Raw genomic sequence first — 24,908 nt, 5'->3', positions numbered from 1 at the left:
ATGTTCAGCTTTCTTGACTATCGGAATTGATAAAGACATTGACCGGGAAATCCCCCAGGGCAGCGCTGATCAACAGCTCCTTGTCTGGTGTGACTACGCTCGTCTGAAAAAGTCCCTTCCAGTTTTGCGTTGCGGCGGCGAACGGTAATTTCACCCGCGTATCGCCCCAAACCTGCGCAGGAATCAACGGCTGCAGTGCATTTTCGAGCAGGCAACGGGACCAGCGTGGCACCACCACCAGCACATAGTTGCCTTGGTGTTCGCGGCAGAAGGCGACGACGTGCTCGGCCTGTTGCCCAACCACCTCCAGGGCGGTGTAGGCACCGTCGCTGAACAGCTCAAGGTTAGCCTTGCGCAAGGTCAGTACCTGCGCGATCAACGCCTGTTTGATACGCCCGTCGCGCCAGTTGGCCAACAGTTCAGCGGTGTCCACTGGCGCCTCCAACGCGCGTTGCCGCGCCTGGAAGTCCACCGGGCGGCGGTTGTCCGGGTCTACCAGGCTGAAGTCCCAGAACTCATCGCCCTGATAGACGTCCGGCACGCCCGGCACGCTCAGGTGAAGCAAAGACTGCGCCAGCCCGTTCAAGGCACCAGCCGGTGCAATCGCCTCGGCCGCAGCGGTAAGGGCGCTGCGCAGCGGGGCGCCGGCTTCACTGAGCAAAACGCGCTTGAGGAACGCTTCAACGCCCTGTTCGTAGGCCTCGTTGGGCGCGCTCCAACTGCTCTGCAGCTTGGCTTCGCGCAGCGCTTTCTGTTGCCACTGCCAGAGGCGTTGCTGATAGGCCTCAAGGTCGGGGTTCGGCTCCAGCGGCCAGCTGCCGAGCAGCACCTGATACAGAATCAGTTCATCGCCTGCCGAAGGGCTGTCGGCGCTGTCGCGCAGCGGCGCGGCCAGGCTGCGCCATTGTTCGACCTGCTCGGCATACCAGGAAGCGCATTCACTCAGCACAGCCAGACGGGCGCGGGTATCTTCGCCGCGTTTATGGTCGTGGGTGGCGGTGGCCAGCAGGTTGTGCGGAAAGCACTGCAGCCGCTGCTGGTTGACCGCGTGAAAATCGGCCAACGGCGCGCTGAACTGCTCGGTGCTGAAGCCCACATCGTTACGCGACAACAGCACCGCAGACCGGTAGAACGCCGTGTCTTCCACGGCCTTGGCGGCGGCGGGCGAGGTCAGTTGCTGGAAACGCACGCAGGCATGCTTGAGCATCTTGCGCTCGCGGCCCACCGGGCGATTGCGCCAGGGTTGCCCACCCAGCCATTTTTCCAGGTGATCGAGCACCGGCCAGTCGCCTTCGCTCAGCGTGCTGCGCGCGCCCTCCATGGCTTGCTGGAACACCTTGTCGTCAGCCGCGCTGCGCCCGCGTGCGCTGATATAGGTGCGGTACACCGGGAAGTGCACGATCAGTTCCTGCAAGGCGCGACGGATCGCGCCCAGGGTCAGGTCGCGGGTCATTACGTCGTCACGGGCCACTTGCAACAGCGCCTGGGCCACGCTTTCGAAATCGCCGCCCAACGAGCCATTGAGAATCTGCTGGCGCGCCAGCCGGGCTTCTTCGATAAATGCCGAGGGCCGTTCGCTGTGGCGTGACCACAACTCGGCCAGCGGCGCGAAACCGTCCGGATGATGTTGCAGCAACGACAGTTGGTTCATGAATTCGTAGCCGGTGGTGCCGTCCACTTGCCAGTCTTCGCGCAGGGTCTCGCCTTCACCGAGGATCTTCTCCACGAAGATCGGCAAATGCCGCTGCGGCGACAGTGCATCAACCCGGCGCCGCAGCTTGCGGCAGTAACCGCGCGGATCGGCCAGCCCGTCGATATGGTCGATGCGCAGGCCATCGATCAAGCCTGCGCTGATCAACTCGAAAATCTTGCCGTGGGTGGCCTCGAACACCGCCGTGCGCTCCACGCGCAGGCCGCCCAGCTCGTTCACATCGAAGAAACGGCGCCAGTTGATGTCGTCCGCCGCCGTGCGCCAACTGGCCAGGCGGTAGCTTTGTTGTTCCAGCAGTTGATGCAGGCGCTCGAAACCTTCCGGCGTACGCCCGTCGAACGCGGCGAGGCGCTGTTCGATGGCGGGCAGCAGTTCGTTGGCGCGCTCGGCCAAGGCCTGTTTGAGCAGGCCGGCTTCGGCGTAGGCGTCATCCTGATAAGCCAGGGTGGCGAAGCGATCGGCCAAGGGCTTGAGCCCCTCGTCGCCGCCAAGCACCAGGGCGTAATCCCGTGGGCAGATCGGGAAACGGTGTTCGTAGTGCTCGACGTAAAACGCGCCCTGCGCCGCGTCAAACTTCAGCACCAGGCTGCCGCTCTGCAGTGCTTCGCCGTAATCGCTGCCTAGGAACGGCATCAGCAATTGGCCCTTGAGCAGCGGGTCCGGGGAGTGCCATTGAATATCGAAGAATTCGCTGTAGGGGCTCAGGCGCCCCCATTCGAGCAGGTCCAGCCACCAGGGGTTATCGGCGCCGCCGACGGCCATATGGTTGGAGACGATGTCGAGGATCAGGCCCATGTCGTGTTCGCGCAACGCGGCCACCAGCCTCTGCAACGCCGCCTCGCCGCCCAGTTCCGGGTTGACGCGGGTAGGGTCGACCACGTCGTAGCCGTGCATCGAACCGGCACGGGCTTTGAGCAGGGGCGAGGCATACAGGTGGCTGATGCCCAATCGGGCGAAATACGGCACCAATGGCACCGCGTCATCCAGGGTGAAGCCTTTGTGAAATTGCAGGCGCTGAGTAGCGCGCAAGGGCAGTGCTTTCATCGATCACGCTCATAAGCTTGGTTGCGCGCGACGGCCAGCAGCTCGAGGCGGCGTGCGGCGCCGGCATTATCGAGCAGGCTGGACGCTTCGCCTGGCAGGCGGCGGCGCCAATTGGGATGGGTGTCGGTGGTGCCGGGCAGGTTGGGTTGTTCCTCCATGCCCAGCGCATCCTCCAGCGGCAGCAACACCAGCGGCGCACGGGTATGGCCGAGGTAGCGCACGCTGGCATCGATCATGTGGTCGGTGTCGTTGCGGATCTCATCGACGAAGTTCTGCGGGTCCTGGCTCAAGGCCTGGCGCAGGGCCTGACGTTCGCGCAGGCGGTGTTCGCTCCACTGGTCTACGGTTGGCGCGTCGATCAGGCCCAGTTGGATATTCCATTCGATGTCGCGGCTGTGCCACCAGCCATTGAGGGTCGGCAAGTCGTGGGTGCTGGTGGTGGCCAGGGCGTTGTCGGGCCAGTCGAGGATGGGCCTGAACTGGCCTTCGTGGTTTTGCTCGAACAACAACACGCGCATGCCGAGAATCGCCCGGCTGCTGAGTTTTTCGCGCAGGCCGTCGGGCACGGTGCCCAGGTCTTCACCGAGCACAATGGCCTGGTGGCGATGGGATTCCAGGGCCAACAGGCGCAGCATGTCGTCCACCGGGTAATACAGATAGGCGCCTTCGCGCGGCGACGCGCCATTGGGGATGACCCACAGGCGTTGCAGGCCCATCACATGGTCGATACGCAGGCCGCCCGCATGGGCGAAATTGGCCCGCAGCATTTCAATGAACGCGCGGAAACCGTTGCGTTGGAGCCCCTCGGGGGAAAACGCGGAAATGCCCCAACCCTGGCCCGCTCGGTTGAGAATGTCCGGTGGCGCGCCGACGGTCAGGTCGGCGAGCAATTCATCCTGGCGACTCCACGCCTGGCTGCCGGCGCCATCTGCGCCCACCGCCAGGTCGGCGATCAGGCCGATACCCATGCCGCTGCCACGCGCTGCCTGTTGCGCACGTTGCAGGCTGCGCGCGATCAGCCATTGGGTGAAGGCGAAGTAGCCGATCTCCTCGCGGTGTTCCTCGGCAAACTGCACCAGCGCCGGGCTCTGCGGTGTACGCCAGTCTTGCGGCCAGTGGCGCCAGTCAAGTTCTTCGCCGGCGGCGGCGCGCAACGCTTGCACGGCTTCGAAACGGCAGTGGTTTTCCAGGGCCTCGCCGCCATTCTGGCGAAAGCTCTGGAAATCGGCGTGTTGCGGATGGTGGCCGTGGCGGAAATCTTCATACAGGGCGCGCAGCAGACGTTGCTTGGCCTTGGCGGCGGCGGGCCAGTCGATCAGCGTGAGCTGTTCCAGCTCATGCAGCTCCTCGGCCAGGCCTGCGGTTTCGATGGCATTACGCACTTCACGCTCGCCCAAAATGCAGGCCGGCGAGGCATACAGGCTGTTGAGAAACAGCCGGCTGGAAGGCGAATAAGGGCTGTAGCGTTCGGCGTCGGCGCTGAACATGGCATGCATCGGGCTGATCGCCAGGGCGTCGGCCCCGCGCTCGGCGGCTGAGCGGGCCAGGTGCTCCAGGGCCAGGGTGTCGCCGAAACCACCGTCGCCCAGGCGGCGCAGCGAGTAGAGCTGGGCGCTCAGGCCCCAGGCGCGGGCGGGGTTGGTGTCGACCGCTTCGGCCACGCTATAGCATTGGGCGGGTGCAACCGCGAGGGTAAACGTCTGGCCGTCGATATGCGCTTGGTGGTAGCCCGTGGCGATGACGCCGGGCAGCACAGCATCACCGTCCAGACGCAGTTCCAGGACTTCACCGTTTTCCAGATGGACGCGGCACGGCGTGTCGGGTGCAAAGAAACGCGCCAGGTCCAGGCCTTCACCGCTGTCGACGGTCAATAGCGGCGGCAGATGCTTGTCCTGCTGGGCCTGCTCCAGTTCTTGCAGGCTGGCGTCGATCTCGGCCTCGGTATCGGCCGGGTGCCCCAGCCCTTTGAGCACGGCGCGCAGGGCGTCGGGCTGCACATGTTGCGGGCGACCGTTGGCATCGATCCAATCGACGGCCAGGCCCGCGCGGCTGGCGAGTAGTTCCAGGTTCGCTTCGCTCAAAACTCTTCTCCGACGGGGAATAAGGACACGCGTGCGCTGAGGGGCGGCAGGTGCGCCACGGGCTCGGCAGGCGTTTGAAAGATCACATGTGGCGAGGCGGGCTGGTCGATAGGCTCGGCGCTCAGGTTCAGGTCGATTTGCAACACGCTGCCGTCGCCCAGGCGCCAGCGCGCGGTGACGGCGCTGTCCGCCAGCACCTGCGCACCCAGGGCCACACTGCCGGGCAGATGGGGCACCACATATTGATGGCGCAGGCCCAGCAAGTGGCGATAGAGCTGGGCATGCTCGTTTTCGACCAGGGACGGCTTCGATTGCAGGAAGGTCGTCAATGCGTTGGGATCGGGAATTCGTTCGCGCTGCTCGGGGTCATGAAACGCGGCGAAATCGGCGAACTCGTTACGTCGGCCCTCACGGACGGCCTGCGCCAGTTCACCGTGATGGTCGGTGAAAAACAGGAACGGCTGCGCGGCATTGACTTCATCGCCCATGAACATCAGCGGGATCATCGGCGACAGCAGCAACAGCGCGGTCGCCGCCTTCAACGCCTGAGGCGAGCACAGTTGGTGCAAGCGTTCGCCCAGGGCGCGGTTGCCGATTTGATCGTGGTTCTGCAGGAACGCCACGAAAGCGGTCGGCGGCAGCTCCGCACTGGGTTCGCCGCGTGCATGGCCGTGGCGGGTGGGCTCGCCTTGGTAGATAAAGCCTTCACCCAGGCAACGTGCGAGTTTGGCAGTGGGCTGCTCGGCGAAATCGCTGTAATAGGCATCGGTTTCGCCGGTAAGCAGTACGTGCAGCACGTTATGGAAGTCATCGTTCCATTGCGCGTCGAAATCCTGTTCGAGCAGGCTGGCCTGGTTCAGCTCGTTCTCCAGCATCAGCCACACGTGGCGGCCGGTGTCGACCTGCTGGCGTACCCGCTGCGCCAGCTCCCGCAGGAACTCGGGGTTGTCGATGGCGTGTACGGCATCCAGGCGCAGGCCGTCGAAGCGGTATTCAAGCAGCCACATCAGTGCGTTATCGAGGAAGAAATCCCGTACTTCACGGCGTTCAAAATCAATCCCCGCGCCCCATGGGGTGTGCACGTCTTCCTGGAAGAAGCCCTTGGCGTACTGGCCCAGGTAATTGCCATCCGGGCCGAAGTGGTTGTAGACCACGTCGAGGATCACCGCCAGGCCATGCCCGTGGGCACTGTCGATCAAGTGCTTGAGTTGTTCGGGTGAGCCATAGGTAGAGTGGGGTGCGTAGGGCAGTACCCCGTCGTAGCCCCAGTTGCGCTCACCGGGGAATTGGGCCAGGGGCATCAGTTCGATGGCGGTTACACCCAGCTCGGCCAGGCGCGGCAGCTGCTTCTCGACTTCAGCGTAACCGCCCATGGCGCCAACGTGCAGTTCGTAGATGACTGCCTCGTGCCAGGGGCGGCCTTGCCAGTGGCTGTGCCGCCACTCATATGCGAGCGGGTCGACGACGCGGCTCCAACCGTGCACATCCAGCGCCTGGGCCCTGGAGGCAGGGTCGGGAACATCCCGTTCGCCGTCGATATTGAAGCGGTAAAGCGTTCCGGCAGGGCAGGCCACTTCTACTTCGAACCAGCCATCTGCCTGGGGCAGCATGGCGATGGATTTCCCGTCCTGCAATTCAACGCTGACATAAAACGCGTCTGGCGCCCACAAGGCAAAACGCGTGTGTTGCGCGTCCAGCATCAGTGCGCCGTGGGGCCAGGTTTCCAAAGTCCGTAACGGCATCTATGAAGACCTCTCTTGATTATTTAGTCGATTTCCCCAGTGCTTTAACCACCAGTTGTTCGTACAGCTCGGCGTAGGGTTCCACCGCCTGTGACCAGTTGAAGGGTTGGGTCATGGCGCGGCTGCGCATGGCGTTGAGCAGGCCAGGGAAGGAAAACACTTTGAACGCGCGCTCCAGGGCTGCTTTGTAGCTGTCGACGGTGGATTCGTTGAACAGAAATCCGGTGACGCCGTCTTCAATGGTGTCGGCCAGGCCGCCAGTGTTGCGCGCTACCGGCAACGAGCCGAAACGCTGGGCATACATCTGGCTCAGGCCGCAGGGCTCATAACGCGATGGCATCAGCAGGAAGTCGCTGCCGGCGAACATACGGCGGGCGTCGGTCTCGTTGAAGCCGATGCGCACGCCAACCTGGCCTGGGAAGCGCAGCGCCAGCTCACGCATGGCCTGTTCTTCTTCCGGCTCGCCACGCCCGATGATCGCGATCTGGCCACCGTTCTCAACGATGAAGCTGGCGACCGCTTCGGTGAGGTCCAGGCCTTTCTGGTAGACCAGGCGCGACACCACGGCGAACAACGGGCCGGTGGAATCGTGCAGGCCGAACAGCTCGCGCACGTGGGCGGCGTTGATGGCCTTGCCTTCCCAGTCACCAATATTGAAGTTATGGGTCAGGTGAGTGTCAGTGGACGTTTCCCAGCTTTCGTCGATACCGTTGGGAATCCCGCTGAGCAGGCCTTGCTGGGTCTTGCTGGCCAGGAATCCATCAAGGCCACAGCCGAATTCCGGCGTGGTGATCTCCTCGGCGTAGGTGGCGCTGACCGTGGTGATGTGGCTGGAATAGGCCATGCCGGCCTTGAGGAACGACATTTTGCCGTAAAACTCCATGCCTTCCTGTTGCAGGGCATGGGGCGGGATGCCCAGTTCGGGGGTGCAGCCCAGGCTCACCACGCCCTGGTAGGCGAGGTTATGAATGGTGAACAGGGTGGGCGTGCGTGAACCACGCCAGTGCATATACGCCGGGGCCAGGCCAGCGGGCCAGTCGTGGGCGTGCACCAGGTCCGGGCACCAGTGAATCTGCGCCAGGTTGGCGGCCATGTCGGCGGCGGCCAGGCCCAGGCGGGCGAAGCGGATATGGTTGTCCGGCCAGTCGCGGCCATTGTTGGCGCCGTAGGGCGTGCCTTCGCGCTCGTACAGCTCAGGGCAGATCAGTACATAGATGACCAGGCCATCCTTGAGGTCCATGCGCCCGATCTTGCACGGTGGCAGCGCCGCGTGGCCGCCCAGCTCACCGACGATATGGATCGGGTTGTCGCTCTCCATCACCTGCGGATAGCCGGGAATCAGCACCCGCACATCGTGCAGGTGCGCCATGGCGCGGGGCAGGGCGGCGGAGACGTCGCCCAGGCCACCAGTCTTCACCAAGTCGGCAAACTCGGAGGTAACAAACAGCACTTTCTTTCGATTCGGGTTCTTACTCACGATCGGCCGCACAGTGTTGGGCAGGTCGGCCAACGATGTAGGCCCCCCTGCCGGCTGACTAAAACGCTCTCCCTGAGTTACTACTGCGGCACTGATCATAATGCACTCCCCTTGTTTCGTTGGTCGGCTAATGGCCCGCTGCCATCAGCTCCGATTGACCGCATCCTGCGGCCAGGCGCACAAGCGCAATACAAACTGGCAAGGCGTATGCCAGTTGCACGGTTAGCTGAAATAGTTTGGATGGGCGGGCATGCGGCCTGAACCGGATATGTTCGCCTTACCTAAAACTGGACCTGCGGCAGAGTTCGAAAGTTTCGATTTTTTGCGGGGTTTTTGTTTTGGAACGGACCCATCGGTCATCAGTCTAGGACAGATTCCAGCATCCATAGGGTTTAAACGGGAATTTTGTAGGACAAAATAGTTTTAACCCTATGCCTGCGGATGTGCGTCGCCCCTGTAGGAGCGAGCTTGCTCGCGAAGGACGTCAATGATGACGCAGGCATCCTGAATGCACGCGGCGCCCTTGGGTTTTTCGCGAGCAAGCTCGCTTCTACAAGGGGCACGTAGTCATTTCATTCAAGGTGTCGCCCCGAAATGGTGCGTCAGCCGAGCACCCGAATGGGCACGCCGTTCGTCCAGGCCTGGATGTCTTCGATCATCTGCTGATAGAACTGATGGTAGTTCTGTTCGCTCACGTAACCGACATGGGGCGTTGCCAGCACATTCGGCAGCAAGCGGAAGGGATGTTCAAGCGGTAGTGGCTCTTGGCTATATACGTCCAGCGCCGCGCCGGCCAGTCGCCCGCTGCTCAATGCCTCAACCAGTGCCTGTTCATCCACAATCGGCCCGCGTGCCGTGTTGACCAGCCGGGCACTGGGTTTCATCCAGCTCAACGCCTGCGCATCGACCAGACCGCGACTGCGCTCGCTGAGTACCAAGTGAATGGTCAGAATGTCAGCCTGTTCGAACAGCTCGCGCTTGCTGACCCAGGTCACGCCGGACTCGGCTGCCCGTTGCGGCGTAAGGTTTTCGCTCCAGGCGATTACGCGCATGCCGAAGACCTGAGCGAACTGCGCAACTTTTTGCCCGATGCTGCCTAGCCCCAGGATGCCCAGCGTCTTGCCATACAGATCGCCGCCCAGGCCGACTTGCCAACCGCCTGCGCGCAGGGAATTGGCTTCGGCCAGCAGGTTGCGCGTCGAGGCCATGATCAGCGCCCAGGTCAGCTCCGGCGCGGCCTGCTTATAGCTGTCGGTGCCGCACACCTGAATACCCAATGCCTTGGCGGCGGCGATGTCGAGGGCGGCGTTGCGCATGCCACCGGTCACCAGCAATTTGAGCCTGGGCAGCTCCTGCAGTAACGCCTGGTCGAAGGGGGAGCGCTCGCGCATCACGCAAATGACGTCGAACGTCTGCAGACGCTCGACCATCGTGGCGGTATCGGCGGGGTAGTCATGGAGAAAATGCACCTGGCCCAAGGGCGCCAGCACCGACCAATCCACCACGTTGCTGGCCACTTGCTGCCAATCATCAATGACTGCGATCTGTAGCGACATGCACGCGTGCCTCACTCAGGTTAAAGGGCCTTCAAACCCTGCAACAGCGCTTGATGAAACCGCGCCGGTTCTTCCATCTGCGGCGCATGGCCCAAGCCGTCGAACTCCACCAGGGTCGCATGGGGAATCAGCTTGGCCACCTGCTTGCCCAGCACCTGGTAGTTGCCGACCCTGGCTTTCACGTCCGGTGGCGCCAGGTCTTTGCCGATGGCGGTGGTGTCGCTGGTGCCGATCAGCAGCAGGGTTGGTGCCTGCACGTCCTTGAACTCGTAGTACACCGGTTGGGTGAAGATCATGTCGTAAATCAACGCCGAGTTCCAGGCCACCAGGGTATGCCCCGGGCCTTGGTTGAGGCCGACGAGCATGTCCACCCAGCGCTCGTATTCGGGCTTCCAGCGGCCCACGTAATAGGTGTCGCGCTCGTACTTGCGCACGCCGTCGGCGTTCAGTTTCAGCTCGCGCTGATACCACTGGTCAACGCTTTGGTGGGGCACGCCCAAGGCCTTCCAGTCTTCCAGGCCGATCGGGTTGACCAGCGCCAGTTGCTCGGTTTGTTCGGGGTACATCAAGGCATAACGCGTGGCGAGCATACCGCCGGTGGAGTGGCCGAGCAGCGTGGCTTTTTGAATGCCGAGTTTTTCCAGCAACTGATGGGTGTTGAGGGCCAGTTGTTGGAAGCTGTATTGGTAATGTTCAGGCTTGCTGGAGGTGCAAAAGCCGATCTGGTCCGGCGCGATCACTCGGTAACCCGCGTCGCTCAGGGCTTTGATCGAGCTTTCCCAGGTGGCGCCGCAGAAGTTCTTGCCGTGCATCAGCACCACGCTGCGGCCGTTGGCTTTGCCTTTGGCCGGGACGTCCATATAGCCCATCTGCAGGCTTTTGCCTTGGGATTCGAAATTGAAGCGTTCGACCGGATAGGGGTACTGGAAGCCCTGGAGTTCAGGGCCGTAAGTGGCGGCGAACACAGGCGCTGCGCTGGCGGTGAGCAGGCCGGCGACGCATAAGTCACGGATGGAAGGCATGGGCATCAACTCCGGGAAAAGATGCTCTGGATGCTGTTTGGGGGGGATTAACGGGGGATTAACACACCCGCTGCGGGGGGGGGGGGCGGAACCCTCAGCCGCCGTTACCGCAGCAACGGATATGTACTCGTTCTGATCCAACATCCTGGTCGGCTGTCAGGCCGCCATCGGGGGCAAGCCCCCTCCCACATTAGGTCGCGGGGCACCAGTTAGAGAGGCTTCGGCTGCCGAGCCGTCATAGGTTCAGGGCCGCGCGAAAGTTGTGTAGATACCTATCGTTACTGCGCCAAGCCCCCAGCGTTTTCCAGCCGGTGCTTGAGCCGGTCCAGCGCGATACGCGAGAGCTCGATCATGCGCTCATGCAAGGTCTCCAGTTGCAGTTCGGTCTCATAGGTCAGTACCCGCGTAAACAGCGTGCCGCCAGGCTGTGTCTGTAGGCAATAATGCAGGGAACCGTCGACCACCAGCGAGGTGAACACGGTCATGAACTCAAAGGGGCAGCGGGCGATTTTTACGCGGTAGCTCAGCGGCACGCGGATACCCAGCAGGTCGATGATTTCGGTAAACCGCGTACCGGTCGGCAGGGAGCCGTGGGTGCCGGTGTCGGCGCTGAGGGAGGTGGGGTGCCATTCGTGCCAGCGGTCGGGTTGGGTCACGTAGTCGTAGACGGCCTCGACCGGGGCGTGGATGAACCGTTCCTGGCTGATTCGCTCCACGCGGATCGGTTGCTCGATAGCGTGCATGACACACCTCCTGTGTGGCGGGTTTTAAACCAGGAGCTGTGAGAATAGTCCGACTCCCGCGCTTTGCACGGGAGTATTCAGGCGTGGATCAACGCACTTTGAAGCGCCCCATCAAGGCAATCACCCGGCCATTCGCTTCCAGCAGGCTGTGGGTATTGGTTTCAGTGGCATGGCCGCTTTCGACCAGCTCTTCTACCATATGTCGGATCTGCACCATGCTGCGGTTGATCTCTTCGGTCACGGCGCTTTGTTGCTCGGCGGCCGTCGCGATCTGGGTGCTGAGGTTGTTGATATGGCTGACTGAACCAGCCATCTCGTCAAGCCCGGTGTTCACCCGCGCGGTGGCATCCGCCGCCGACTGGCAGCTGGCCTGGGTGTTTTCCATGGCGGCGACCGATGAGCTTACGCCGGTGGTCAAGCGCGCCAGCATCTCGTTGATCTGCGAGGTGCTGGCCTGGGTACGTGCGGCCAGTGCGCGTACTTCATCGGCCACTACAGCAAAACCGCGGCCTTGTTCGCCGGCGCGCGCCGCTTCAATCGCGGCGTTGAGCGCCAGCAGGTTGGTCTGGCCGGCGATGGCGCCGATCACGCCGAGGGTTTCGGTGATACGTGCGGCGTCCTGGCGCATGTTCTCGACGGTGTGGGTCGCGCTGGCCACCTCACCGATCAATGCGCTGACACTGGTGGACGCTTCGCCCACCACCACCCGTGAACGATCGGCGTGTTCGTTGGCGCGCTGGGTGAACGCTGCGGTTTCAGCGGCGTTTTGCGCGACGGTGTCGGCGGTGGAGCTCATTTCGGTGATGGCGGTCACCGTCTGGTCGGTTTCTGAAGCGTGGCGCACCAGGATCTGGTTGGTGTGCGCCGAGGTCTGCTGCAGTTGCGCAAGGCCCGAGGCCATGGCGCCAGTGGCCTGGGTCACTTCGCCGATCATGTTTTGCAGGTAGACGATAAAGTGGTTCACCGAGTGACCGATAGCGCCCAGTTCGTCTTCGGCACGGATGGTGATGCGCCGCGTGAGGTCGGCGTCGCCGGCGGACAGCGCGTCGATATTGCCCTTGAGTGCTTTCATGCGCTGTACCAACTGGCGAATGGCATACGCCGCGAGCAGCACCAGCAGGATCACCATCGGGATTTGCAGCAACGCCAGGCTGCCGAGCACGTCATTGCGCTGGGCGGTGATCAGTGAGGTGGGCAGGGCGGTCGCCAGGAACCACGGGGTGCCCTCGATCGGACGCATGTAGAACGTGCTGGCCACGCCCTGGTTGTCGAACTCGCTGCGTTGCAAGGCCTGGTCACGATGGGCCAGGGCTTTGCTGACCTGGGCGGCAAAGGCCGAGGTGCCGGTCAGTTCGCTGATGTTCTTCAACACCACCGGGCTGCTGATGCGCGAGCTGTTGCTGATGATCTTGCCGTCGCCTTCGACGATCAGCATTTGCCCGCCGATGTCTTTTTCCTTGCTGGCCACCAGGTCATTGAAGAAGCCCAGGGTCACGTCGATGGTCGCCACGCCATAGGCGGCGCCGTCACGCTGGATCGCCATGGCGCAGTTAGTGCGCGGCTCCTGGCTGGCGTCGTCCTTGTAGGCGGCGGCCCAGGCGCATTGGCCACGGGGCGAGGCGAGGCCGCCCTTGTACCAGCTCTGGTCGTAATAGTTGGGCGCGGGGTCACTGTTCCAGAAGGTGTTGACCGCCAACTTGCCCGAGGCGTCACGGTGCCAGAACGTGCTGTGTTTGTTACGCCCAGGCGTGCGCTGGTTGGGCAGCGGCCAGATACCGCCGCCGAATACTTTCAGCTCGCCGTATTGATCCACCAGGCCGGGCAGGACCTTGTCGATGGCGTCGCTGTCGAGCAGCGGAATCGTTTGAGTGATGGTGCGTTGCTGGGCCTGAACCTTGTTCAGTTCGCCCTGGATCTGTTCGGCCACTTCGCCGATGCGATTGAGTACCACCTGTTCTTCGGTGTATTGCAGCTTGGGTGCGACCAACTGGCCGATACCCACGACAGTCAACACCAATAACACCAGGACGAACAGCACCAGGAACAGGGTATAGCGAGCTTGGATGGAGCGCAGTGGGGGCATGGGATCGTCCTTACGAAGCGTTATTGTCGGCGCGGCTTTGTTAGAGCTTCGTAGGGCTATCGGCTTGGACGGTAGGAGCTTTAGGTAGGTGTGTGCAAGAAAGTGCCAGCGCCGTCGAGCGGCGCCGCCAGGTCAGATCTGGAGCATGGCCATCACGTCCTCGGGGTAACGCATGCCGGCTGTTGCGTGCGCCGGGAAGATCGCTGCCAGTGCTGCCATTTCAGTCGCGGTCAGGCTGATCGACACGGCCGCCACGTTCTCTTCCAGGTATTTGCGCTGCTTGGTGCCTGGGATCGGTACAACGTAGTCGCCCTGCGCCAATACCCAGGCCAGCGCCAGTTGGCCCGCCGTGATGCCCTTGTCCGCCGCCAGCGCCTGCACCTGTTTGACCAGTTGCAGGTTTTTGGCAAAGTTCTCGCCCTGGAAACGCGGGTTGAAGCGGCGGTAGTCGTCAGCGCCGAAATCTTCCGGGCTTTTCAGCGCGCCGGTCAGAAAGCCCCGGCCCAGCGGGCTGTAAGGCACGAAGGCGATGCCCAGGCGTTGGCAGGCGGCGAGGCAGCCGTTGTGCTCCTGGTCGCGGCTCCACAGTGAATATTCGCTTTGCAGGGCGCTGATGGGGTGGACCTTATGCGCCCGTTCCAGGGTGGCGGCTGACGCTTCGCTCAGGCCCAGGTAGCGCACCTTGCCCTGTTGCACCAGCTCGGCCATGGCGCCGACGGTTTCTTCAATGGCCACCTGCGGATCGATGCGGTGCTGGTAGTACAGGTCCAGGGTTTCAATGCCCAGGCGCTGCAGCGTGCCGTCGATGGACGCGCGAACGTACTCGGGGCGCCCATTCACGCCGCGCAGCGCCGGGTTCGCCGGGTCGCGCAGGATCCCGAATTTGCTGGCCAGGAACACCTGGTCGCGCTTGCCGGCGATGGCCTTGCCGATCAATTGTTCGTTGGTGTGCGGGCCGTACATGTCGGCGGTATCGAGAAAGTTGACCCCCAGTTCCAGGGCGCGGTGCAGGGTGGCGACGGCTTGCGTGGTGTCGACGCCGGGGCTATAGAAATCGCTCATGCCCATGCAGCCGAGGCCGATGGCGGAGACGTGCGGGCCGTTTTTACCCAGTTGACGAGTGCGCATGGTGGAGCTCCTTGGATGAAGGCGTCCATTGTTATCCTCGACAAAACCTGGATAAACCGGCTAAAAGCACTATGACTATTTATAAAATCTAAACAATCCTCAAGGGGGGCACGGTGGACCGTTTCAACGCCATGCGCGTTTTCACCCGGATTGTGGAGTTGGGCGGTTTCGCCAAGGCTGCGGACAGCCTGCAATTGCCGCGTGCCTCAGTGACTATCCTGATCAAGCAACTGGAGGCGCACCTGGGCGTGCAACTGCTGCAACGTACCACGCGCCAGGTCAGCCCGACCCTCGACGGCGCGGCGTACTACCAGCGTTGCGTGCAGTTGCTGACGGACCTGGAGGAAACCGAGGCGGTGTTCTCCTCGCGCCGACAAAACCCGCGAGGCACCTTGCGCATCGATATGCCGTCGGGCATCGGCCGTTTGATCGTGATTCCGGCGTTGCCGACATTCACCGCGTTGTACCCGCAGATCGAGCTGGACATCGGGCTCAATGATCGCCCGGTGGACTTGATCCGCGAAGGGGTCGATTGCGTGCTGCGCGGTGGCCTGGCGTTGGACGAGTCGCTGGTGGCGCGTCCGCTGGCGATGATGGACCAGTTGACCCTGGCCAGCCCCGCCTATCTGCAGCGCATGGGCGTGCCCGCCAGCCTGGACGAGCTGGCGCGGCACCAGATGATCGAGTATGTCTCCAGCGCGAGCGGCAAGCGCTTTGGCCTGGAGTTCCAGCTCGGCGCCGAATTGCGCACGATCAACTTGGCGAAGGTGGTAGCCGTGAACAGTTCCGATGGGTATTTCGCCGCCTGCGAAGCCGGCTACGGGCTGATCCAGGCGCCGCATTATCACGCCATGAAGCAACTGGCCGAGGGCACGCTAATGGAGGTATTGCCGCAGCTGGCGGTGCCGACCATGGCGTTGACCGCGCTGTACCCGCCACATCGTCAGCTGTCTCAGCGGGTTCGGGTGTTTGTCGACTGGCTGGTGCAACTGTGCGCCGCGCCGGGCAATGGGTTGCGGCGCTAGCTTTGCGCGCGGCGGTAGGCGCCCGGTTGTTGCCCGGTGACTTTATGAAAGGCTCGGGTAAACGCTGCCACCGATTGATAGCCCACCGCCAGCGATGCATCCGCCACGGTCTGGTCTGCCTTGAACAACTGGCAGGCGTGGCGCATGCGCATCATCAACAACACCTGGCCGGGTGATTGTCCGCACAGTTCATTGAAACGCTTGAAAAACGCCGAGCGTGACAGCCCGGTGCAGGCGGCCATGCTCTCCAGCGTCCAGTTTTCGGCCGGGCGTGCAATCAGCTGTTCCAACAAATTGGAAAACGCCGGGTGCCGAGCGAGTGCCGCCAGCCCGCCCAATTCGCGGTTATCCAGCACTTGTTGACGCAGCACATACAAAAACAACAGATGGCACAGCCGTTCGAGCATGGCCGAGGAGGGCGCTGGCTGGCGCTCGCACTCTTGCAGGATCAGTTCGAACAGATTGCGCGCGGCAGTCAACGACGGGTCGCCGGCGCGCAGGATAATCCAGGCGGGCAGGTTGTCGACGATCATCGCCGACAGCCCGGACTGGAAATGAAAGAAGCCGCAGACCAGGCCCACACCGTCCGTGGCGTTGTTGTCGAGCGCCAGCATCGGGCGGCGCGGGCATTCCTGCGCGCCCTGCGCAGTGTCTGCGCCGGACAGCCGATATTCCAGGTCGCGCAGCAGGAATACCGCATCGCCGTTGTTCAGGTACTGCGCCGGCTGGCCGTGGATGTGCAGCCAGCATTCGCCTTGCACAATCAGATGAAAACTCGCCCTGGCCAGCCCATGGGTGCTCGCATGCCAGTCGCCACAATAGCGGCCGACATGGAACAGGCTAGTGTTGAGTTCGAGGCTGTCTAATAACCAATCGACGAGCGCGCTGGACGAATTCATCTAATGAAAAGACTCTAGAGCAAGTAATCGCTACTTTAGCCTATTGAGCGGTTTTTTTATAACCAACAGACTGGAGTCATTCACCCATGAGGAGACCACTCCATGTCCCGCGTACCGCTGCTCACCCTTGAAACCGCGCCGCAAGCCGCCAGGCCCTTTCTGGAAAACGCGCTGAAAGGCTCGGGGTTCATTCCCAATCTGCTCGCCGTGCTGGCCAATGCTCCGGCCGCGTTGGAAACCTATATCACCGTTTCCGGCCTGAATGCCAAGTCGGAACTGAGCCTGGCTGACCGCGAAGTGGTGCAACTGATCGCTGCCACCCAGCATGGTTGCGATTTTTGCGTTGCCGGGCACACCGCCGTCGCGCGTAACAAAGCCAAGCTGCCCGAAGACGTGATTGACGCGCTGCGCCAGCGCGGTGAGTTGCCCAATGCGCGCTATGAGACACTCGCCGCGTTCACCCGCGAAGTGATCGCCACCCGCGGTGATGTCAGCGATGCAGGCTATGACGCGTTCCGCGCCGCCGGCTACAGCGACGGGCATGCGCTGGAAGTGATTCTGGGCGTCAGCCTGGCCACGCTGTGCAATTTCGCTAATGTGTTTGCGCGCACGCCGCTGAACCCGGAGCTGGCGCAATACCGTTGGGAAAAACCGGCAAGCTGAACCGGCGATGGTCCATCTGTAGGAACAAGGAGAAACGTACATGCTTGACCCAATCTTGAGCCGTTGGCTCGATGTTCAAGCGCAGGCCCTGGACGTGGGCAGTTGCGATCCACAGGAAGTGCTGCCACGGCTGGCAGAGGCCAATGTGTTGCGCGTTGGCGTGCCCAAAGCCTTGGGTGGCCTCGGCGGCGACGTGGCCGGGGCCGTGGAGGCCATCGCCAATATTGCCAGCCATTCCCTGGCGGCCGCGTTCGTTTGCTGGGGCCAACGCTCGTTTATCGAATACCTGCTGCAGAGCCCCAACGCGCCGCTGCGCGAGCAATTGCTGCCGGACTTGCTCAGCGGCAAGCTGGCCGGTGCCACCGGGCTGTCGAATGCGATGAAGTTCCTGTCCGGCATCGAGACGCTGCAGATCAGCGCCGAACCCAACGATCACGGCTGGACCCTCAACGGTCGCCTGCATTGGGTGACCAACCTGCGCAAGAGCGGCTTCGTCGCCGCTGCGGCCGTTGAACACGCGGCTGGCGGCGCGCCGTTTATCCTGGCGATTCCGGATTCAGTGGCCGGCTTGCTGCGCTCTCGTGACCTGGAGTTGCTCGGGCTGCAGTCGAGCAATACCGCCGCCCTCGGCCTGGAAGGCGTGGAGCTGAGCCGCGACTGGTTATTGCATGAGGACGCGCGCCAGTTCCTGCCCGCCGTGCGCCCGGCGTTCCTGGGTTTGCAATGCGGCCTGTCGATCGGGCTGGCGCGCCGCTCCCTGGCGGAGGTGGCTCATCATTTGGGCGCTTCGCGCACCGTGCTGCGCGAAGAACTCGAAGCGCTGCGCGTGACCCTCGATCACCTGGTCAACGAACTCAAGAACGGCCTGCTGGCTGGGCGGTTCGCCGCTGAACCGGTGCCGTTGTTCAAGCTGCGCATCGCCCTGGCGGAAACCGCCGCCAGCGCTGTGCAGCTGGAATTGCAGGCCAGCGGCGGCAAGGCCTACCTCACCGCCCACGGCAGCGGCTTTGCCCGGCGCTGGCGTGAATCGGCATTTGTGCCCATCGTCACGCCCAGCCTGGTGCAACTGCGCACCGAGCTGCACCGCCAGGCCAACCTATGAGCCCCGCGGTATTGACGGCGCAGGGCGTTTGCCTGGGGTATGCCAGTGGCCCGGTGTTGGAAGGCTTCGACCTGCAGTTGCAGCCCGGCGAAGTGGTGTCAATCCTCGGCCCCAGCGGCGTGGGCAAGTCCAGTCTGTTACGTGTGCTGGCCGGTTTGCAGGCGCCCCAGGATGGCAGCGTGCGCGTGCTGGGTGAGCCTTTGAACGGCCCGCATCCACGGGTGGCGGTGGCGTTTCAGGACCCGAGCCTGCTGCCTTGGCTGAACCTGGAAAAGAACGTCGCCTTCGGCCTGGATTTCGCCCGGCAACCGCACCTGGGCAATGAACAGCGCCGCCAGCGTGTGGACCATGCGATCGCCGCTGTCGGCCTGGAACACGCCCGCCACCAATTTCCCGCGCAGCTGTCCGGCGGCATGGCCCAGCGCACCGCATTGGCCCGCTGCCTGGCCCGCCAGCCACAGGTGTTGCTGCTGGACGAGCCCTTCGGCGCCCTCGACGAAGTGATCCGCGCGGACATGCAGCACCTGCTGCTCAAGGTCAATCGCGAACAGGGCTCGGCGGCAGTGCTGATCACCCACGACATCGACGAAGCCTTGCTGCTGTCTGACCGCATCCTGCTGCTGGGCAACCGCCCCGCGCGCACGTTGGGCGAGTGGCAAATCGACTTGCCGCAACCGCGTGAGGACCAGGTCGAAGCCATTGGCGCATTGCGCATCGACATTCTTAAAACCCTGCGGCAGGCGAGCCGCCCTCAACCCAACCCCCTTGATCTGCTGGAGCTTAGCCATGTGTCTGGATGACCTGACCCACTCGCGTCGCGACTTTCTCAAACTCTCGGCGGTGCTCAGTGCCGCTGGCGCCTTGCCGTTGCTGAGCAGCCTGCAGGCGCGCGCCGCCAGTGAGCCCGACGCGCCGGTGCGCATCGGCTACCTGCCGATCACCGACGCCACGCCGCTGTTGGTCGCGCACAATAATGGGCTGTTCGAAGCCGAAGGCATCAAGGCTGAACGCCCGGTGTTGCTGCGCAGCTGGGCCCAGGTGATCGAAGCGTTCATCTCGGGGCAGGTCAACGTGATTCACCTGTTGTCGCCCATGACCGTGTGGGCGCGCTACGGCAGCAAGGTGCCGGCCAAAGTGGTGGCATGGAACCACGTTGGTGGTTCGGGCCTGACCGTGGCGCCGGGCATCACCGATGTGAAGCAGCTGGGCGGCAAGTCGGTGGCGATTCCGTTCTGGTATTCGATTCATAACGTGGTGGTGCAGCAGTTGTTTCGCGATAACGGGCTGACGCCGGTGGCACGCGCGGCGGGCGGTGCGATTGGCGCCAATGAAGTCAACCTGATCGTGTTGCCGCCGTCGGACATGCCGCCGGCATTGGCCAGCAAGCGCATCGACGGTTACATCGTCGCCGAGCCGTTCAACGCCCTGGCCGAGAACCTCAAGGTCGGCCGGGTGCAGCGCTTTACCGGCGACATATGGCGCAACCATGCCTGCTGCGTGGTGTTCATGCATGAGCATGACCTGACCAACCGCCCTGAATGGTCGCAGAAAGTGGTGAACGCCATCGTCAAGGCCCAGGTCTGGACCCGTGACCATCGCGAGGAAGCGGTGAAGCTACTGTCCAAGGACGGCCCGAATCGCTACACGCCGCATGCCGAACCGGTGTTGAGCAAGGTGCTCGCGCCTGCCTCCGCCGATCGCGCCGGGTACCTGGCCGATGGCGCGATCCAGCACGCCAACTGGGACGAGCACCGCATCGACTTCCAACCTTACCCGTTCCCCAGCTACACCGAAGAGCTGGTGCGCCGCCTCAAAGACACCTTGATCGAAGGCGACAAGCGATTCCTCGCCGACCTCGACCCGGCGTTCGTTGCCAAGGACCTGGTGGACGACCGCTTTGTGCGCAACGCCATCGAGGCCGTCGGCGGCATGCAGACCTTCGGCTTGCCCGAGGGTTACGCGCGGCATGAGGAGATTGGCGTTTGAACAACGGAAAAACCGGCGCGTGGCCGGGCTGGTTGCTCGGGTTCGGCGGCCTGGCCGGGTTGTTGGTGTTGTGGTGGCTGGGGGTGAACCTGTTTGGCGTGGCGGACGGCCTGTCGGCGCGCTTTTCCCTGGCGGCGACGTTCAGCAGCCTGTGGGAATTGCTCGGACGCGGTGAGGTGTATGTGCACATCGCGGTGAGCCTCAAGCGCATCTTCGTCGGGCTGTTCCTGGCCTTGCTGGTTGGAGTTCCGCTGGGTCTGCTGGTAGGCAGTTCGCGCAACCTGGAGGCGGCGACCACGCCGGCCTTCCAGTTTTTGCGGATGATCTCGCCCCTGTCCTGGATGCCGATCGTGGTGATGCTGATGGGGGTAGGGGACCAGCCGATCTATTTCCTGCTGGCGTTCGCCGCCGTGTGGCCGATCATGCTCAACACGGCGGCGGGCGTGCGCCAGCTCGACCCGCGCTGGCTGCAATTGAGCAAGAGCTTGAGCGCGACGCGCTGGGAGACGTTGCGCCGAGTGGTCATTCCGGGCGTGGTGGGGCACGTGTTGACGGGCGTGCGCCTGGCCATCGGCATTCTGTGGATTGTGCTGGTGCCGTGCGAGATGCTTGGGGTCAGTGCGGGGCTTGGGTATTACATCCTCGATACCCGTGACCGGCTGGCGTATTCGGAACTTATGGCGATGGTGTTGCTGATCGGGCTGCTGGGGTTTGCGCTGGACGCGTTGGCGCGGTGGCTGCATCAGCGCTGGGTGCATGGCGGATAGCGGTTTTTCCAGGGTGAGCGTCTCGCCGGCAGCGAGACGCTCGTTCATTCAGCGGTGCTCGTAGCCTGGGCCACCGCCGTAGCGATGGTCATGCCAGCCGCCGCCACCTCGTGGAAAAAAGAAGCAGCCGCTCAGGGTCAACATGATCAGCAAGGGAATCAGCAGGGTGATGCGACGCAGCATTTGGGCAATCCTCCAGGGGCTCACAAGGTCAATCGGGCGCGGAACGAGCCAAAGCTTTTCATCGCCTGTAACATGAGACCTTGCCGCCCAGCGTCCATCCCCGTTTTCGGGTATGTGCTTGGCATCTGCGGCGATACACACTGGATACATTCTTTAAGGTTCAGGAACTCGTCATGACCCAGAAACAACGCTTGAAATACTCGATTCTGATTGCCCTGGCCGTGCTGGCCTCGATGTTCGGCCTGTCCTACCTGCAGAACATTGGCGCTATCAGCGAAAAAACCTTCCAGTACCTGGCCATTGCGATTGCCGTGGTGGTGGTCGTGATCAACGGCATCATGCGTCGCAAGGTCAAGCCACACTTCTGATGCGCGCGCGATTCAGGCGCGTCCCTCGAGCACTTTGGCGGCCTCTTCGTGGAGGCTGTAGCTCTTGTCGGCATTGAGGGTGATCACGCCCTCGCTGCACAGGCGCTTGAGCACCTCGCGCACACTGAGAAACGACAACGGGATGCCCAGCTCCAGCAAATGGCTGTGCACGCCGCGCACGCCGAGGGTGCGCTGGTTGCCGGCAGCGGTGAGCAGGGCGTCGATGACCTTCAGCCGGATCAGGCTGGTGCGCAGACCGAAGCACTTGAGCAAATGGCGAATACGCTGGTTGCCCTGCTGTTCGGGCGTTTTGCCGAACCCTAGGGGGGTGCTGCCGACATTGGCCTCGGCGGTCGATGAATGTCCATCCGTGGGCACTTGCGGGTTGTACATGCAAAAACTCCTTATCAGAGCCTGATCAGGAAAATGATGGTGCTCTTATTCAATAAGACGAACGAACGCGCAAAATCATGAAGTGCAGGATGTAGAAATTTTGTCGGTATCGGGTTTGTCACAGAGCGAGCGCCTGGAATAAACCGCCCACGCCATTAAATTATTTTCGGTTGGCTGCGTCCTTACGGTGGGGGAGTTGTCCCTACCGAGGGTGTTCAATTTGACTGTGGAGTCGGCGTGATTATTTTCAACGGGTTGTCCAGGGTATGCGTGGCAGGGCTGTTGCTGGGAATGAGCCTGGCGGCATCGGCGCGGGAGTCAGTGGCGCAGGCGTCCACAGAGATTCGGCGTACCACCTACGGCGTGCCGCATATCCGCGCCAATGATGAGCGCGGCCTGGGTTTCGGCATTGGCTATGCGTATGCCCAGGACAACCTGTGCCTGCTGGCCAATGAAGTGATCACGGTGAACGGCCAGCGCGCCCGGTTCTTCGGCCCCGAGCAGGCAACCCTGGAGGAACGCAACAACCTGGCCAGTGATGTGTTCTTTACCTGGCTCAACACACCGGACGCGGTGGAGGCGTTCTGGAAGGCGCAAACGCCGCAGATACGCCAGCGTATCGAAGGCTATGTGGCCGGCTACAACCGTTATCTGAAAGAGCAGGGCGCGCCGGCGCAGTGTCAGGCGGCGTGGGTGCGTCCGCTGGTCAAGGAAGACCTGATCAAGTTGACCCGTAGGCTGCTGGTAGAAGGCGGTGTCGGCCAATTCGCCGAAGCGTTGGTGGGCGCGACGCCACCCCAGGCCAGTGCCGCCGTGCACCCCGATGCCAAGGCATTCGAACTGGCTGCGGCCAATCAACAGCGCTTCACCCTTGACCGAGGCAGCAACGCCGTCGCGGTGGGCCGCGATCGCTCCTTCAATGGGCGTGGCATGTTGCTGGCCAACCCGCACTTCCCGTGGGTGGGCGGCATGCGTTTTTACGAGATGCACCTGACGATCCCCGGCCAACTGGATGTGATGGGCGCGGCGCTGCCTGGGTTGCCGGTGGTGAACATCGGCTTCAACCAGCACGTGGCCTGGACGCATACGGTGGACACCTCCAAGCATTTCACCCTGTATCGCCTGACGCTCGACCCCAAGGACGCCACCCGTTACCTGCTCGATGGCAAGTCCGTGCCCCTGGATAAAACCACGCTGACGCTGCAGGTCAAGCAGGCCGATGGCAGCGTCAAGGACGTCACCCATACGGTCTACAGTTCGCAGTTTGGCCCGGTGGTGCAATGGCCCGGCAAGCTGGATTGGGACAACCATTACGCCTTCAGCCTGCGCGACGCCAACCTCGGCAACGACCGCGTGCTGCAACAGTGGTACGCCATGAACCGCGCCGGCAGCCTCGCGGAGTTGCAAACCTCGGTGCACAGCCTGCAAGGCATCCCCTGGGTCAACACCCTGGCCGCCGATGATCAGGGCCAGAGCCTGTACATGAACCTGTCGGTGGTGCCCAACGTCAGCGCCGCCAAACTGGCGCAATGCAGCGACCCCCGCGCCGGCCTGCAAATGATCATGCTCGACGGCAGCCGCAGCGCCTGCGCCTGGGACATCGACCCACGGGCCGCCCAAGCCGGCATCTTCGCCGCCGCCCAATTGCCGCAACTGCAACGCACGGACTATGTGCAGCATTCCAACGACTCCGCGTGGATGGCCAACCCCAAGGCGCCGCTTACCGGCTTCTCCCCGGTAATCAGCCAGGACCACATCGGCCTCGGCCCCCGCGCCCGATTCGCCCTGCAACGCCTGCAATCCCTGGAGAAACAACCCATCACCGTCAGCGCCCTGCAAAACATGGTCATGGACAACGAGGTGTACCTCGCCGGGCAAGTCATGCCCGACCTGCTGCAGTTCTGCGCCAAACACCTGGGCAACGATGCTGCCGCGCTGCAGCCGCTGTGCACCAGCCTGAAAACCTGGGACCAACGCGCCAACCTCGACAGCGGCCTGGGCCTGGTGCACTTCATCAACCTGGTGGAACACCTGCAGCAAATACCCGATGCCTGGCGCGTCGCCTTCGACCCGGCCCACCCGCTGACCACCCCCAGCGGCCTGGCCATCGACCGCGCACCCGTGGCCAAAGCCCTGCGCGAAGCCATGCTGGCCTCAAGCACCGCTGTCGACAAACTCGGCCTGAGCCGTTGGGGTGACATCCAAGTCTTCGGCCAAACCCCCATCCACGGCGGCCCGCAAGAACTGGGCATCTACAACGCCATGCAAACCGTGCCCCGCGCCGACGGCAAACGCGAAGTCGTCAGCGGCACCAGCTATTTGCAAATCGTCACCTTCGACGACAAAGGGCCCCAGGCGGTAGGCGTACTGGCGTTCTCCGAGTCCAGCAATCCTGACTCAAACTATTCCAAGGACCAGACCCAGGCTTTCTCCGCGAAAAACCTGCGCCCACTGCCATTCACCGACGCCCAAATCAAAGCCGACCCGCAGTACCAGGAGCAACGCATCCAGGAGTAGGGCAGGCACGCAACCCCTTGATGCCAATGCGAAATATTTTTGAAATCAAGGGGTTGCAGCCAAAAGCAAATGAGTACATAATGGCGCCCATCGAACGCAATGAAGCATTAAAAACTTCAATGTATTCAATGAGTTAGAGTAGAGGCGCGCTTCACAGAGCCCACTCAAGTTTGTATGCGATGAATGCCGGCAACACAGGTATTGATCGTTTGAGGCCGAGTAGCAAAATGGTTATGCAGCGGATTGCAAATCCGCCTACGCCGGTTCGATTCCGACCTCGGCCTCCACTCTTAGAAACCCCGTAGATTAACGTCTACGGGGTTTTTTATTGCCTGTGGTTTGGTCTCGCCCGGCCTTCAGAACCTCATGCGTCATGCCCCCGCAACAACCGCTTGTACGATGTCCTACCACGCGGTAT

The 24,908-nt window shown here is 62.6% G+C and carries 20 protein-coding genes and 1 tRNA gene; 9 read left to right on the top strand and 12 right to left on the bottom strand.

The annotated features are described in order from the left end of the window. Positions 1 to 4: 4 nt before the first annotated feature. From C4J89_RS14510 to C4J89_RS14470, 9 genes are all read right to left on the bottom strand, one after another. Entirely contained in the window at positions 5 to 2,755 is a 2,751-nt protein-coding gene (locus tag C4J89_RS14510) for a malto-oligosyltrehalose synthase (protein ID WP_124414815.1), read from the bottom strand. Next, a complete protein-coding gene (gene malQ, locus C4J89_RS14505) occupies positions 2,752 to 4,836 on the bottom strand; it encodes a 4-alpha-glucanotransferase (protein ID WP_124414814.1) in 2,085 nt (694 codons plus the stop codon). The genes C4J89_RS14510 and malQ overlap by 4 nt, the downstream gene beginning before the upstream one ends. Beyond that, entirely contained in the window at positions 4,833 to 6,578 is a 1,746-nt protein-coding gene (treZ, locus tag C4J89_RS14500) for a malto-oligosyltrehalose trehalohydrolase (protein ID WP_124414813.1), read from the bottom strand. The genes malQ and treZ overlap by 4 nt, the downstream gene beginning before the upstream one ends. Positions 6,579 to 6,597: 19 nt before the next feature. Further along, entirely contained in the window at positions 6,598 to 8,154 is a 1,557-nt protein-coding gene (gene glgA / locus C4J89_RS14495) for a glycogen synthase GlgA (RefSeq protein ID WP_124363036.1), read from the bottom strand. 503 nt (positions 8,155 to 8,657) lie between these two features. Next, a complete protein-coding gene (locus tag C4J89_RS14490) occupies positions 8,658 to 9,611 on the bottom strand; it encodes a D-2-hydroxyacid dehydrogenase family protein (protein WP_124414812.1) in 954 nt (317 codons plus the stop codon). A gap of 20 nt (positions 9,612 to 9,631) precedes the next feature. Further along, complete coding sequence (locus C4J89_RS14485) at positions 9,632 to 10,633, bottom strand: alpha/beta fold hydrolase (protein WP_124414811.1); 1,002 nt, start codon at positions 10,631 to 10,633, stop codon at positions 9,632 to 9,634. 278 nt (positions 10,634 to 10,911) lie between these two features. Beyond that, complete coding sequence (locus C4J89_RS14480) at positions 10,912 to 11,376, bottom strand: SRPBCC family protein (RefSeq protein ID WP_124414810.1); 465 nt, start codon at positions 11,374 to 11,376, stop codon at positions 10,912 to 10,914. A gap of 88 nt (positions 11,377 to 11,464) precedes the next feature. Continuing rightward, positions 11,465 to 13,459 carry a methyl-accepting chemotaxis protein gene (locus C4J89_RS14475; RefSeq protein ID WP_124414809.1) on the bottom strand — a complete coding sequence of 665 codons (1,995 nt, stop codon included), beginning with the start codon at positions 13,457 to 13,459 and terminating at the stop codon, positions 11,465 to 11,467. A gap of 132 nt (positions 13,460 to 13,591) precedes the next feature. Next, positions 13,592 to 14,587 carry an aldo/keto reductase gene (locus tag C4J89_RS14470; protein WP_124414808.1) on the bottom strand — a complete coding sequence of 332 codons (996 nt, stop codon included), beginning with the start codon at positions 14,585 to 14,587 and terminating at the stop codon, positions 13,592 to 13,594. A 113-nt stretch (positions 14,588 to 14,700) separates the two neighbouring features. Here C4J89_RS14470 and C4J89_RS14465 point away from each other — a divergent pair, with 113 nt between their 5' ends. Further along, positions 14,701 to 15,612 carry a LysR family transcriptional regulator gene (locus tag C4J89_RS14465; protein WP_124363030.1) on the top strand — a complete coding sequence of 304 codons (912 nt, stop codon included), beginning with the start codon at positions 14,701 to 14,703 and terminating at the stop codon, positions 15,610 to 15,612. Here C4J89_RS14465 and C4J89_RS14460 read toward each other — a convergent pair. Further along, complete coding sequence (locus C4J89_RS14460) at positions 15,609 to 16,511, bottom strand: AraC family transcriptional regulator (RefSeq protein WP_124370847.1); 903 nt, start codon at positions 16,509 to 16,511, stop codon at positions 15,609 to 15,611. The two genes, C4J89_RS14465 and C4J89_RS14460, sit on opposite strands and share 4 nt — an antisense overlap. A gap of 102 nt (positions 16,512 to 16,613) precedes the next feature. Here C4J89_RS14460 and C4J89_RS14455 point away from each other — a divergent pair, with 102 nt between their 5' ends. From C4J89_RS14455 to C4J89_RS14435, 5 genes are read left to right on the top strand one after another with little or no spacing between them, the layout of a single operon-like run. Beyond that, complete coding sequence (locus C4J89_RS14455) at positions 16,614 to 17,174, top strand: carboxymuconolactone decarboxylase family protein (RefSeq protein WP_124363028.1); 561 nt, start codon at positions 16,614 to 16,616, stop codon at positions 17,172 to 17,174. 40 nt (positions 17,175 to 17,214) lie between these two features. Next, on the top strand, positions 17,215 to 18,276 hold the full coding sequence (locus tag C4J89_RS14450) for an acyl-CoA dehydrogenase family protein (RefSeq protein ID WP_124414807.1): 1,062 nt from the start codon (positions 17,215 to 17,217) through the stop codon (positions 18,274 to 18,276). Beyond that, a complete protein-coding gene (locus tag C4J89_RS14445) occupies positions 18,273 to 19,076 on the top strand; it encodes an ABC transporter ATP-binding protein (protein WP_124414806.1) in 804 nt (267 codons plus the stop codon). The genes C4J89_RS14450 and C4J89_RS14445 overlap by 4 nt, the downstream gene beginning before the upstream one ends. After that, entirely contained in the window at positions 19,063 to 20,262 is a 1,200-nt protein-coding gene (locus tag C4J89_RS14440) for an ABC transporter substrate-binding protein (protein ID WP_124414805.1), read from the top strand. Before C4J89_RS14445 ends, C4J89_RS14440 begins: the two co-directional genes overlap by 14 nt. Then, entirely contained in the window at positions 20,259 to 21,029 is a 771-nt protein-coding gene (locus C4J89_RS14435) for an ABC transporter permease (protein ID WP_124414804.1), read from the top strand. The genes C4J89_RS14440 and C4J89_RS14435 overlap by 4 nt, the downstream gene beginning before the upstream one ends. Positions 21,030 to 21,077: 48 nt before the next feature. On the opposite strand, the gene C4J89_RS27200 is transcribed toward C4J89_RS14435, so the two are convergent. Beyond that, positions 21,078 to 21,212: a hypothetical protein gene (locus C4J89_RS27200; protein WP_256657411.1), complete on the bottom strand. Its 135-nt coding sequence runs from the start codon at positions 21,210 to 21,212 to the stop codon at positions 21,078 to 21,080. Between the two features lie 173 nt (positions 21,213 to 21,385). Between C4J89_RS27200 and C4J89_RS14430 the strand changes: the two genes are divergently transcribed. Then, positions 21,386 to 21,580: a hypothetical protein gene (locus C4J89_RS14430; RefSeq protein ID WP_124363023.1), complete on the top strand. Its 195-nt coding sequence runs from the start codon at positions 21,386 to 21,388 to the stop codon at positions 21,578 to 21,580. A 12-nt stretch (positions 21,581 to 21,592) separates the two neighbouring features. Here C4J89_RS14430 and C4J89_RS14425 read toward each other — a convergent pair whose 3' ends face one another. Then, positions 21,593 to 21,973, bottom strand: a complete 381-nt coding sequence (locus tag C4J89_RS14425) for a fe2+ zn2+ uptake regulation protein (RefSeq protein ID WP_124414803.1) — start codon at positions 21,971 to 21,973, stop codon at positions 21,593 to 21,595. Positions 21,974 to 22,210: 237 nt separating this feature from the next. Here C4J89_RS14425 and C4J89_RS14420 point away from each other — a divergent pair, with 237 nt between their 5' ends. After that, positions 22,211 to 24,490: an acylase gene (locus tag C4J89_RS14420; RefSeq protein ID WP_124414802.1), complete on the top strand. Its 2,280-nt coding sequence runs from the start codon at positions 22,211 to 22,213 to the stop codon at positions 24,488 to 24,490. 213 nt (positions 24,491 to 24,703) lie between these two features. Then, a tRNA-Cys gene (locus C4J89_RS14415) sits at positions 24,704 to 24,777 on the top strand. Positions 24,778 to 24,908: the final 131 nt, after the last annotated feature.

The organism is Pseudomonas sp. R4-35-07 (assembly GCF_003852235.1).
Lineage (GTDB): Bacteria > Pseudomonadota > Gammaproteobacteria > Pseudomonadales > Pseudomonadaceae > Aquipseudomonas.
The sequence above is the reverse complement of the archived record's forward strand: the minus strand, read 5'-3'. Positions and strand labels throughout refer to the sequence as shown.